Origin of the sequence: Winogradskyella echinorum (genome assembly GCF_014297365.1) — a bacterium.
In the GTDB taxonomy this organism is placed as follows: Bacteria; Bacteroidota; Bacteroidia; order Flavobacteriales; family Flavobacteriaceae; genus Winogradskyella; species Winogradskyella echinorum.
In genome coordinates this window covers 1-12,822 of the sequence record NZ_JACOQD010000003.1, presented here as the reverse complement: position 1 = coordinate 12,822, position 12,822 = coordinate 1, and the positions used below count along the sequence as shown (strand labels likewise).

Here is a 12,822-nt window from a genome sequence, read left to right as displayed (position 1 = left end):
TAAAATAAACCTATTATGATTGACAATTATTTAAAATAGAAGTATATTTTAACTTTTCAATAAGAATATGTTAATACCACTTCCTTCTAAAAAGTCCGAGAAGAACTTGAGGATCTACGGTAAACATAAAGCGAATACGTTGGTCGTAATTAGGTTGTCCAATTTCCCAACCGAGGTTAGAGTAAAGTGGTAAATAAATTTCAAAATAATCTTCTACAAGATTAAGTCTTATACCAGAATCGTACACAAACTTTGCTGGCTGAAATTTGTTTTTAACCAAACCTACATCACCATAAAATTGAATATACCTCCAAATAGAAGTGCTAAAGTTAGCTGTAGTCATCCACTGGTTAGCAAAAGGAGTTTCTAGCTTAGATTTAAAACCACCTTCTGCAATGATAATTTGCTGACTAAAAAGTCCTGCAGCTTCAGAACGGCCTAAGTAATTTAAATCAAATAAGTAATCTGTTGGTCGGTCTAAGGCAAAACTAAAATAGTTAGAGTTGGGGTCTGAGTTGTTTTTTAAAAACACACCAGCAAAAAACCTTAAATTAACGTTTCGGTTATCTTTTGTGAGTTTCCTAAATTCATAATTTAAAGAAACTTTACTAAAACGATCTGCAACTTGAAAATCGGTATTAAACCTAGAATAATTAATAATTCCTGGATTAGAATGTGTATAACGTAAGTTAAAAACGCCATAGTCTGGTTCATCAAGTTCAATAACAGCATTTTCACCAATATCTCTATTAATACTTACATAACGTGCTGTGATATTGTCTATTTGGTCCGATCTAAAATCATCATCATCTCTAAACGAAAATGAAATTGAAGGTCTAATTCGGGTGAAAAAAGCATCTTGAGCAAAAGATTGATAACCGGCAAAAATACCATAAGTGATATCAAATAGATTTTTGTTTTCAATATTATGAGAATAAAAAATAGATGTAGAACCTGTTAGCGATTTTGATTTAGTAGCATACTGAGGCGAGAATCTATAATTAAGACGTTTTCTTAAAATGGTTTTGTTATACACCTTAGTCCCTAAAGTAAGACCGTCGTAAATATTTTTAAACTCTACCAAAGGCATAAAAAATATCTGATTATAATCTGGATCTTCTATATCCTTAAAAAGTCTGAATTGTAAGGGCTTATTGTTTAAAAAGGAACCATTAACGGCTTTGTGGTTATCTCGTTGATTAAACTCTGGAATAACATTATCGTAATCTAAAACAAACTTATCAGTTGCGTCTTTTGCGAGGGTTATGGTTTTTGTATCTTTTATATTTTCTACCCATAACTTACCTAATACAGAATCATTGCTTAACTTAAAAAGAGAAATCGGCATGCTATTATCTCTTTTGTTGCGTATGGTAAGCTGTATAGAATCTTCAGTTGTTTCTATCGATTTTATTTTAAAGTCAATCTTTTTTCTGGTATTAACATAATCAGTAAAAAACCAATTGATATCTTTTTGGGTTTTAGATGTAATAAAACTTTTAAAATCTTCAACATTTACGGGCTTTAATTGATGTGTAGTTAAAAATTCTGTAATGTTTTGAGATAAATCAATATCATCCGTAAACTTATCTAAATAGTTCAATCCAACTCCAGCCTTATATTTACCAGCAATATTGGTATTAAATTTAGTTAAGGAGTCTTTACTGGTACTTAAAGGTTGATCTTTGTTTTTTCGAGCAATTTCCATCGAATATAGAAAATACTGAAAGTTAAAATCTAAATCTGCTGCATGAAAAGCTCTAATGCCCCAAACATTAGCCAGTGTTCCTAGCAATTTCATATCAGGATAATGTTCTTCAACATATTTGGCTAAATAGTAAATTTGTAACCCTTCACTTAGCCAATGTTCTTTTCTTGGATTAAGAAGCAATACATTGTCAATGTACTTTTTTAAAGCGGTTTTTAAAAGCTTTAACTCGTATTGAAAATCATCTGGAAATGGTCGTAAAAAACTTGGTAATTGATTTAAACCATAAAGCGGATTCTTGTTATAATCTATATTAGAAACCAGTAATTTAGTATGCGGATATTTTCCAAGATGCTGTGTTAAATAACGCGTAATTTTATCCGTAATAATAGCTTTATCACTTGGTGGTAAGCCTTTTTCGTAGATATTAGAGAGTACTATAAAATCATCTGTTTGTATAAAACTAAACTGGGGAAATTTTCTAAGCGATAAATAGGTGTCTATTCTATTATCTCCATATAAAACAGTGGTTTGCCTTTTATTTTTAGCATCTGGTTTTAGTTCTATATCATTGAGTTCAGATGTGACTTTATAATTCAATGGATGTGTAATACTTAGACTTATATCTGCTTTCGGAATAAATAAATCATCTAAATTTTTATTACTGTAATAATGCCATTTTCCGTTATAAACAGTCGGAGTGATATACCAATATTTAAGTTCAAAATCACCACTTTTTGTAAACCCATAATCAGTAAACTCAGCATCAGGTACCACCAGATTGTAGTGCAGTTTTAAGTGATAAGATTCGCCAGGTTGTAAAGGCTCCTTTAAGGTTACTTTTAAAACATCTGGATGCGCTTTTAAATTTTGATATTCTAAAGACTCATCATTTTTATTCTTAATTGATGTTACAATCGTATAGCCGCGTTGTTCGCTTTTTGCTAAGTGAAATTTAGTGCTAAACTCTTCTTCAAAACGTTTGGCTAAAGGAGTTGATTTAGTAGAGTAACTGTTGTTCCAATCGTTAAGGTAAACTTCAGATAATACATCATTAGATTCATTTTTATAGATAATGGTCTGGTCAATTGTAATGGTTTTAGTGTCTACATCTACATCAGCTATAATGTCAATTTTGTTTTGAGCACCTGCAATGGTGCCAAAAATTAAAAATAAGAATGATATATATAGTTTTTTAATCAATTAGAAATTATGAATTTTAGCGGTTTTATATTTTTATCAGCACTTGCTATAAAGTACAAACCATCGTCTAAACCAGATACGTTAAATACTTGTTCGTAATCCGAATGTAATGCTATAGTCTTTACGGTTTGACCCAAATTATTATAAATAGTTAATTGAGAATTAAATAATTTAACCGCACTGATATAGAGTGTTAAGTTATTTTGAATTACACTTTGCTTCAAAGAAAATGACAGGGAAGTTTCTACCGTATCAATATTTAATAAAGTAGCATCAGTTTCTAATGATACTGTAACGGGAAGATGGTCACTAAAATTGTGCAAGGCATCTCTAACATCAAATGAAAATTCTGAACTTGTATTACCACAATTTGAAGAATTAATTCGACTATTATAGCAAGACACTAAACCATTATTACCATATACTTTATAAGAATCTGGCACATACGTTAAGTCTGCAGTACTTATCATATTCGCCGAAGTGAGTATAAAATCAAAACGATCATCGAAACCACCTGTGCTACCACCAAATCCATTTTGTGTACGTGTAGATTGTGTAAATACTTCTACATAATTGGTGTTGTTATGCCAGCTACCTACTTTGTTAGCAGGATCTTTAAGTTCTATTACATTACTATCGCTTAATAAGGTTTGAAACGCAGCTTCACTTGCGGTATATACATTTAAGTCTCCACCCAAAAGCACCATAGCATCAGCAGGTAAGGTATCTAAATAAGCTTCTAAATCTAGAACCATTTCAAAGCGTTTTTGCGCATTTTCAGTACCACTAGAGGCTTTTAGATGACACACCACAACATAGAACTCAATTGGGTTGGTAGCTTGGTCTATAGTGTTTAACTTCAGTTTATATATGTTAAAATCTCTGAGATAACTTGGTACAATAATTTCGTCCTCTAATATAAATTTAGAGCTATCGTAATAGATTAAATTTTGAAGGTCGTTTTGGTCTCCTAAAGCATCGTCAGAGGTATTAGAAACATAGGTAGCCATTTCAAAATTAGGACTAATAGTGTTTCGTGTAATATTTAACACGTTAGTGGCTCCTGTAATGTTATTTATTTCGCACACTAAGAACAAATCGGGCTGATATCCAGACAGAATTAGTTCTAAGTCATCCTCACGATTAGCAACAGCTGTTTCTAAAGGGTAGTTGAGCAAATTATAAAACATCACTTTAAAGGTTTCTTGCGCAGAAACATTCAAAGAAAATAAAAGTCCAATAAATAAGAATCCGAAATAGTTCTTTTTCATAGCAGTGAAAATAGTTTGGATATCTTAGAAATTAGGGCTTAAGCCAGATTCTTTATAAAACGCATTAAGGATAGTTATAACCTCTTCCGAAGTATCTACAAGATGAATTAAGTCTAGGTCTTTAGGGCTAATATTACCAGCATCTAGTAAAGTGGTTTTTACCCATTCAAACAAGCCTCCCCAAAATTCTTTTCCTACTAAAATAATAGGGAAGGTTTCAATTTTGTGAGTTTGTATCAACGTAATGGCTTCAAATAATTCATCAAGTGTACCAAAACCTCCAGGCATTACCACAAAGCCTTGAGAGTATTTTACAAACATAACCTTACGTACAAAGAAGTAATCAAAATCTAAACTCTTATCACCATCAATATAAGGGTTGTCATGCTGCTCAAATGGTAAATCTATATTAAGACCTACAGATGTACCTCCTGCAATATGTGCACCTTTATTACCAGCTTCCATAATACCTGGTCCACCACCTGTAATGACTCCGTAACCATGTTCTACGATTTTAGCAGCGACATCTTCAGTTAATTTATAGTATTTATGATCTGGTTTTGTTCTGGCTGAACCAAAAATAGAGACACAAGGCCCAATTTTACTCAGCTTTTCGTATCCATTAACAAACTCTCCCATGATTTTAAAAATCGCCCAAGAGTCGTTTGTTTTTATTTCGTTCCAACCTTTATGTTTATGTTCTTTTCTCATATATATTTAGTATTCTGTATTTATTTTGACAACTTGCTAATTTAACGCTTTTATAAGTACGAGCGCAAGTGTGTAACAATATATTATTAATTCAATTCTTTTCTTAAAAACTGTGCTGTATAACTCTTTTTGTCTTTTATCAGTTGTTCTGGTGTGCCTTTAGCAACCACTTCGCCACCTCCTTTACCACCTTCGTAACCAATATCTATAATATAATCCACCGTTTTAATCACATCTAAGTTGTGCTCAATAATTAAAACGGTATTGCCTTTGTCTGCAAGTTTATTGAGTACTTTCATTAGCACTCTTATATCTTCAAAATGTAAGCCTGTTGTAGGCTCATCTAAAATATAAAATGTGTTGCCTGTATCGCGTTTACTCAATTCTGTAGCGAGTTTTATACGCTGCGCTTCACCACCAGAAAGAGTTGTACTTTGTTGTCCTAACGTAATATAACCCAAACCAACATCTTTAATGGTTTTGAGCTTACGATGAATCTTAGGTATATGCTCAAAGAAATTTACGGCTTCTTCAATCGTCATGTTCAACACATCACTTATAGATTTGCCTTTATAACGAATCTCTAAGGTTTCTCTATTAAAACGTTTGCCTTGGCAGGTTTCGCACTCTACATACACATCTGGTAAAAAGTTCATTTCAATAACGCGCAATCCACCACCTTGACAGGTTTCGCAACGACCTCCTTTAACGTTAAAACTAAAACGTCCTGGTTTGTATCCACGGATCATGGCTTCAGGAATTTTAGCAAACAGACTCCTAATTTCATCAAAAGTTTTAGTGTATGTTGCCGGATTACTTCGTGGTGTCCTACCAATTGGTGATTGGTTAATGTCAATCACTTTGTCGATATGTTCCAGACCTTTAATGCTTTTGTAAGGCATTGGTTTTTTTACGCCATTAAAATAATGCGCATTAAGAATAGGGTAAAGGGTTTCATTTATTAAGGTCGATTTCCCACTACCAGAAACTCCAGTAACGCCAATCATTTTACCTAAAGGAAACTCTATATCTACGTTTTTTAAATTATTGCCTGTACAGCCTTTTAAAACAATTTTTTTACCGTTGCCTTTGCGTCTTGTTTTAGGAACTTCAATTGCCTTTTCGCCATTAAGGTAAGCAGCCGTTAGTGTATGTTCTTTTAATAGCTCTGATGGTGTGCCTTCACTAATAATCTCACCACCATGTTTGCCAGCAAAAGGGCCAATATCTATAACATGGTCGGCACGTTCAATCATATCTTTATCGTGTTCAACTACTATTACTGAATTGCCTACATCTCTTAAAGAGACTAAAGAATTAATCAACTTTTCATTATCGCGCTGGTGCAAACCAATACTGGGTTCGTCTAAAATATAAAGCACACCAACCAATTGCGAACCTATTTGAGTAGCCAAACGAATACGCTGCGCTTCTCCACCAGATAACGATTTAGAACTTCGGTTTAGAGATAAATAGGTTAAACCTACATCCAATAAAAACTGAACACGGTTTCTTATTTCTTTTATAATTTCTTCACCAATTTGTTGTTGAGTCTTCGATAAACGTGCTGTTAAACCATCTAACCATACGCCAAGCTCAACCACATCCATTTTTACCAATTCGGCAATACTTTTACCATCTACTTTAAAATAGAGTGATTCTTTACGCAAACGCGAACCGTCACAAACAGGACACTCTACTTTGTCCATAAAGTCCTTGGCCCAACGCACTAATGAAGTGGAGTTAGACTTATATTGGTTGTCTATAAAATTAGCAACACCTTCAAAATCGATATTATAATCTCTAGCCACACCAAGTAATTTGCTTTCTACGGTAAAGCTATCTTTGCCACCATAAAGGATAACTTGTTTGGCTTCTTCTGGAATGTCTTTCCATGCATCGTTTAACGAAAAATCAAAACGTTGTGCTATGGTTTGAAACTGTTTAAAAATCCAGCTTTTCTTTTCTGGACCATGTGGTGCTAAAGCTCCATTTTTAATGGATAAGGTGTCATCGGGTACCAATTTACGTTCATTAACTACATACAATTCACCAATACCATTACAGTTAGGGCATGCTCCCTTAGGCGAATTAAACGAGAAATTATTAGGCTCTGGATTCGGATATGAAATACCTGAAGACGGACACATTAAATTACGACTAAAATAACGCGGCTCATTAGTTTCTTGGTCTATCACCATAAGCACATCATCTCCATGATACATGGCAGTGTTTATGGATTCCATCAGTCGTTTTTCATTGTCCGTAGTAGCATCGATCTTTAAACGATCGATTACAATCTCTATATCGTGCGTTTTGTAGCGATCTAACTTCATACCTTTTTCAAGATCCACAATGGCACCATCGGTTCTTACTTTTACAAAACCTTGCTTGGCAATCTGCTCAAACAATTCACGGTAATGCCCTTTTCGCGATCGTATTACAGGAGATAAAATATTAATGCGTTTGTCTTTATACGATTCTAATATTAAATCCTTTATTTGTTCATCGCTATAGCTTACCATTTTCTCACCAGTCTCATAACTGTAAGCATCGGCAGCTCTGGCATACAACAGACGTAAAAAGTCATAAATTTCGGTGATAGTACCAACGGTAGAACGTGGAGATTTACTCGTTGTTTTTTGCTCAATGGCAATAACAGGAGACAAGCCATCAATCTTATCGACATCTGGTCGTTCTAAACTACCTAAAAACTGACGTGCATAGGCCGAAAATGTTTCAATATAGCGACGTTGACCTTCGGCATAAATCGTGTCAAAAGCCAAAGACGATTTACCACTACCAGAAAGCCCAGTAATTACGACTAGTTTTTCTCTAGGTATGGTTACATCTATATTTTTGAGGTTGTGGACGCGTGCTCCTTTTACTTCAATAGAATCGTCAAAATGGCTCATAAATGCTTTAAAATATAGCTAATGTTGGCAAAGTTGCAAAGGTACAATATTTAGTTGTTAATTTAATGTGAAGCCTTCACCTCAAAATGTAGTTTATAAAAAAAGCCCTGAACAAATCAGAGCTTTAAAATAGTATTATTTTATAGGTCGTTTACATCTGTGGTGCCATTTCGCCCGATGCAATAGACTTTTCGTAATTAGCTTTTACTTTACTTAGGAAACCAAAAAATTTAGAACCATCTTTTTTCTTTAAAACCACATAGGTATTGTCGTTCTTATCCGTAACAACTTCATCAATCACTACAGTATTACCATGCACGCTCTTGTAGTTTGCAAGTTTTCCACGCTTTACGAGCATATTTAACTTAGGAAACTTAATGTGGTTGTAAGAGGTACCGTTTTGTGCTTTTATAACGAGTTCATCACCAACTTTAGGATCATTCTGAGCACTTAATGAAAAACAGAATCCTAAAAATAACAAGGTTAAAAATACATTTTTCATAATAAAATAGGTTTAAATTAAGAATAGTGCAAAACTAACAGGAATAGATAGAATAGCAATGCACTATAGCTTTTTTTTAACATATCAAACGGTGTTATGCTGGTTCGTAGGTAGATTTAATAGTAATTTCATCTCAATTACAATGGTGCTAATTAAAATTTTATATAACTTAGGCACAATTCGCTACATGCCAACTCCTTAATGGCAGAGCATATCATAATTCGTTGTTGACAGCACGAAAGTAAAATATATAAAAGTGAGTATAGGTTTCTTACACATAGTCATAGGTATATAACGATCAAATAAAGACGATTAATAATTAAGACAATTGCTGTTTTTTAAAATGAAAGAATTATGGCACTCATAGAAAACAACCATTATTTTGTATCAACGAGCTCTGTAGTATTAAGAGAAGCACCAGATGCTAAATCCGAACCCAGAAACCATTTGCTTTTTGGAGATTGGTTAGTGTACAAAGGTCCAATTCAAAATGGTTTTGCTAAAATCTATTGTAGAGGTAATACAGGTTGGATTCCTGAAACAAGCATTAGAGAAGAAAGAATTTTAGAAATCAACTTTTTAGATATTGGCATTGGCGATGGCTGCCATATCGTTACGCCAGACGACGAAATTATCTTAATAGATGCAGGTAAAACGGATAATATGGAGCGCTTTTTATCCTGGAGATATAACCTTAGACAGCGAAAAGTAAAAGGGGTAGATGGTGTATTACCAACAGATCCTAGTGGAAGATTACCCATGGAAATAGATCATATAGTTATGTCGCATCCAGATAAAGACCATTATTATGGATTTCTAAATGTGTTTAAAAACAAAAAACTAAGCGTTAAAAATATATATCACAGCGGCATTGTAGAGCGTCCGATTAAACCCCAAGATAAAGACCCTAATTTACATTATTACAGCAAGGACGATTTAGGGGGTTATTTAAAAATAAACAGAAAAACAGCCTATATATGGGAACTCATAAGAAGCAATACAGAAATGTATCAAATCATTGCTAAGTTTCCAGATACTACCAAACAGTACATGACCACGCTGCGCGAAGCAGTAACCAATAGTCCCAAGGTTAAGTTTCATACCTTAAGTCATAAAACAGGTTATTTAAACGGATTTACTCCACAAGATAAAATGGCTTTAAAAGTGTTAGGACCTGTTACCGAGCCAATGACGATAGGCTCAGAAACCAAAGACTGTTTAAAACGTTTAGGCGCAGAAGGAGTCACAAAAAATGGACATTCGGTGGTCTTTAAACTCAAAATTGGAAAATTAGAGGTGTTTCTCGGTGGTGATCTCAATACAGAATCCGAAGACTACCTCATTAAACATTATTGCGAAACAGATAAAGACGTTTCCAAGCTCGAAAAAGAAGTGAGTAAATTAATGGCTAAAGGCAGCACCATCACAAACGACCAAGCTCAAGATTTAGCCATTCATCAAGCCGATATACAAGCTATTATAACCAAGGCACGCAAAACGTTTCAAGCAGATATTGTAAAAGCCTGCCACCATGGAAGTCATCATTTTTCTGAAACCTTTTTAAAATGTCTCAATGGCATTGTAACGGTCGTATCTAGTGGAGATGGAGATAGCTATGCGCATCCAAGACCAGATGCGTTAGGATCATTTGGTAAATATGGTAGAGGAGAACGTCCACTTATTTTTAGTACAGAAATTGGGAGAAGCACTAAAGAGTTTAGTAATATCTACGATTATTTTGAACTTTTAAAGGAATACGAATCTGCAATTGCAGCAGCACCAACCGAAGACATCAAGGAAGACATCCGTAAAGAAATGGAAGGCAAAAAAGACCGTAATGTAGTGGTTTATGGAATGATTACCGTTAGAACCGATGGAGAACAGGTCATATTAGCACAAAAGCTTGAACAACCCGATGGTAAGGATAACAAATGGGATATCCATGAGCTAAAATACAATCCCAACAATTTACAGTTTGAGTATATTAAAAAAACAGGGCATTAATAAGGAGGTCTTTTACTTCAAATTAAAAAGGACCTTGGGCTCTTTTTTAGAGGGCTATGTTGAGTAATATTGGTTAACCAATTATGAGGTTTTAAAGTAGAATTCCTGTTGTAAATATCAGAAAAACCTTTCAAAGATAAAATTAGTAATTCATCTAGTTTTTATTTCCAAGATTATAAAAATACATACATTTCAATGATTAACAAATACTGACTCCTTATCAGTATGCGTTAATTAATTTTTGTTGACGGCACCACTAGTTACAGCTACCTGTTAAAAGGGAATAGTACTTATGGTGCTTTCCATTTTTAGACCAACAAAAATCTAATAACTTAAAAAAATGCCACACAACAACAACCTAACCCAAGCTATTCAAAACCTCATTGAAGCCATTCTAAAAACTTTAGGTTATGGCACTACTAAAAAAAATGAACTTGCCATTAACATGTAGAGACATACCAATAAGTCGGAGTAGAATAAAAATAAAGGAGTCTCCACAAATCAAACAAAACTATTTAAAGTAACATTGAAAGCAAAAATTGTACGCAATCCTTAATATACAGAGGTAAATATTTGCGTGGAGAAAGAAGGTAATTGACCACAGATTAACTGAAATTAGTTCTCAACAAAAAAATAATATGTTAATCTTCTTATTTCAAACAACAATATAAATATTATATCCAAACCACTTTCGTACTTGAAATTCCGACAAGGTCGGAACCAACAATTTTCAGAAATAGTGAGCCATTAAAACCGTTATAAAAATCTTATAAGGATTGAATGTAATAGTGTATTCAATAACCATAATATGATTTATTAGCGAACGTTACGCAGTAATTTCCTAACAAATCGTTTTGACTTTTTAATTCGTTTTGTGTCAAGACAAAATGAATGTGATTATTTCGGTAAATTAAAAGCAAATATGCTATTTCAAAAAAAAGAACTACCATTCCAACTATATTTGTAAATAAACCAATTAAAGACAAAAATTTAATGTCAAAGAATAACTCCCTTGCTAAATCTATTCAAAAGCTGATAGAAGCTATTCTTTCTGCACTTGGTTATAAGAACACCAAAAAACGCACATGGCATCAACACGTTGTGCCATACCAAGAAGGTTGGGCAGTAAGGCGAGAAGGTAACAAACGCATTACCTCCAAACACCGCAAACAAAGCACAGCTATTAACAAAGCTAAGGTGTTAGCCAAACGCTATAAGGCAGATGTAATCATTCATCGAGAAAGCGGTGGCATTAGAGATCGGGTGAGTTATCGTGAAAATGACTAAAAATAACGCTGGGATATGGAGATGTACATGCATAACACTCAGTTTTCCCCAGTATTAAACTATAGCCATTGTCTTTTCGGATTAAGTCCGTTAGGAATTACACGTAGCAGAATTAATTACTATGTTATAAAACTTATTGCAAGAATTTATTCAAATATTACTTCCAAACCACCATCGTACTTGCTATTCCGACACGGTCGGAAAAGCTGTCGGCAGTATATATAACATAAATCCGTTAAAAATAGCTTCAACAGTATAGGACTTTTTGGTTCGTTTTTGGTCCTGCAAAAATGAATAAGTAAAATAATACCATCAATAGTAAAGAGATTTCCAGCCTATCAAAAGGGAGATGAGTCCGTTTTTGTTCATGCAATTGCCCAGCATATCATGAGTGATTAAACAACGAAAATGGACTAAAAAAAAACAAACATAATATTTCGATCAATCTAAAATTCTAATAATTCTTTACCTTTATTCCCACAAAGCTAAATCAATACACCATCATGAAAATCATAGGCATTGGCAAAAATTACGTCAACAACACATCCGAAATAACCGCTTTAAAAACAGGAGTACAAACCATATTTACCAAACCAGAATCGACTTTAGTAACAGACAATAACAACATTCCCTTTCCAAAGGTGACAAACCAACTCGCTTACGAAGTAGAACTCGTCGCAAAAATTGGTAAAAAAGGCAAAGACATCAGTTTAGAAGATGCAGAATCTTATATTTCAGAAATAGCCGTAGGCATCGACTACACAGCAAAAGATGTATTAGCTGCAAGCAGAGAAAATAAAGGCCCTTGGGCATTAGCCAAAGGATTCGATGGAGCGTCACCAATGTCGGGTTTTAAACCGATAGCACACTTCCCGGATTTAAACAATATTAATTTTGACTTAAAAATAAACGGAGAACAAAAACAAGTCGGTAATACAAGCCTTATGATTTACAATTTTGCTGAAATTATTGCCTATGTATCTACCTTCATGACATTAGAGCCTGGTGATTTAATTTTTACAGGCACACCAGCCAATGGAGCAGGACTAAATATCAAAGGAGACCATTTACAAGCGGCAATAGAAGGAGAGTTGTTATTGGATTTTAAGTTAGTGTAACTTTTTTTTAGCATAATATTCAAGTTCTTTGGCCCGAAAAGCAAGCCTTAAAAGAACGACAAATATTATCATAACAAAATCTCAATAGATACTTATAACCATT

8 protein-coding genes are annotated in these 12,822 nt (G+C 33.8%); 3 read left to right on the top strand and 5 right to left on the bottom strand.

What is annotated here, in order from left to right; genetic code table 11:
* Nucleotides 1-70: 70 nt before the first annotated feature.
* The 5 genes from H8K90_RS11890 to H8K90_RS11870 all read right to left on the bottom strand — a co-directional run bounded on the left by H8K90_RS11890 (nt 71) and on the right by H8K90_RS11870 (nt 8,310).
* Complete coding sequence (locus tag H8K90_RS11890; RefSeq protein WP_186846210.1) at nt 71-2,911, bottom strand: gluzincin family metallopeptidase; 2,841 nt, start codon at nt 2,909-2,911, stop codon at nt 71-73.
* The gene (locus H8K90_RS11885; RefSeq protein ID WP_186846209.1) at nt 2,908-4,182 is read right to left on the bottom strand and encodes a hypothetical protein; all 1,275 of its coding nucleotides are present in this window, start codon (nt 4,180-4,182) and stop codon (nt 2,908-2,910) included. Before H8K90_RS11885 ends, H8K90_RS11890 begins: the two co-directional genes overlap by 4 nt.
* A gap of 24 nt (nt 4,183-4,206) precedes the next feature.
* A complete protein-coding gene (locus H8K90_RS11880; RefSeq protein WP_186846208.1) occupies nt 4,207-4,893 on the bottom strand; it encodes an LOG family protein in 687 nt (228 codons plus the stop codon).
* Between the two features lie 86 nt (nt 4,894-4,979).
* Nucleotides 4,980-7,808, bottom strand: coding sequence for an excinuclease ABC subunit UvrA (uvrA, locus tag H8K90_RS11875; protein WP_186846207.1), 2,829 nt, complete (start codon nt 7,806-7,808; stop codon nt 4,980-4,982).
* Nucleotides 7,809-7,959: 151 nt separating this feature from the next.
* A complete protein-coding gene (locus H8K90_RS11870; RefSeq protein WP_186846206.1) occupies nt 7,960-8,310 on the bottom strand; it encodes a hypothetical protein in 351 nt (116 codons plus the stop codon).
* Nucleotides 8,311-8,664: 354 nt separating this feature from the next.
* Between H8K90_RS11870 and H8K90_RS11865 the strand changes: the two genes are divergently transcribed.
* The 3 genes from H8K90_RS11865 to H8K90_RS11855 all read left to right on the top strand — a co-directional run bounded on the left by H8K90_RS11865 (nt 8,665) and on the right by H8K90_RS11855 (nt 12,719).
* Nucleotides 8,665-10,314, top strand: coding sequence for a ComEC/Rec2 family competence protein (locus H8K90_RS11865; protein ID WP_186846205.1), 1,650 nt, complete (start codon nt 8,665-8,667; stop codon nt 10,312-10,314).
* Nucleotides 10,315-11,307: 993 nt separating this feature from the next.
* Nucleotides 11,308-11,601: a DUF2188 domain-containing protein gene (locus H8K90_RS11860; RefSeq protein ID WP_186846204.1), complete on the top strand. Its 294-nt coding sequence runs from the start codon at nt 11,308-11,310 to the stop codon at nt 11,599-11,601.
* Nucleotides 11,602-12,104: 503 nt separating this feature from the next.
* Nucleotides 12,105-12,719: a fumarylacetoacetate hydrolase family protein gene (locus tag H8K90_RS11855; protein WP_186846203.1), complete on the top strand. Its 615-nt coding sequence runs from the start codon at nt 12,105-12,107 to the stop codon at nt 12,717-12,719.
* The last annotated feature ends 103 nt before the right edge of the window (nt 12,720-12,822 follow it).

Bases quoted from the DNA above. Each gene is read 5' to 3' on its own strand.
- H8K90_RS11885 (WP_186846209.1), bottom strand. From the start codon at position 4,182: ATGAAAAAGAACTATTTCGGATTCTTATTTATTGGACTTTTATTTTCT.
- H8K90_RS11880 (WP_186846208.1), bottom strand. From the start codon at position 4,893: ATGAGAAAAGAACATAAACATAAAGGTTGGAACGAAATAAAAACAAAC.
- uvrA (WP_186846207.1), bottom strand. From the start codon at position 7,808: ATGAGCCATTTTGACGATTCTATTGAAGTAAAAGGAGCACGCGTCCAC.
- H8K90_RS11870 (WP_186846206.1), bottom strand. From the start codon at position 8,310: ATGAAAAATGTATTTTTAACCTTGTTATTTTTAGGATTCTGTTTTTCA.
- H8K90_RS11865 (WP_186846205.1), top strand. From the start codon at position 8,665: ATGGCACTCATAGAAAACAACCATTATTTTGTATCAACGAGCTCTGTA.
- H8K90_RS11860 (WP_186846204.1), top strand. From the start codon at position 11,308: ATGTCAAAGAATAACTCCCTTGCTAAATCTATTCAAAAGCTGATAGAA.
- H8K90_RS11855 (WP_186846203.1), top strand. From the start codon at position 12,105: ATGAAAATCATAGGCATTGGCAAAAATTACGTCAACAACACATCCGAA.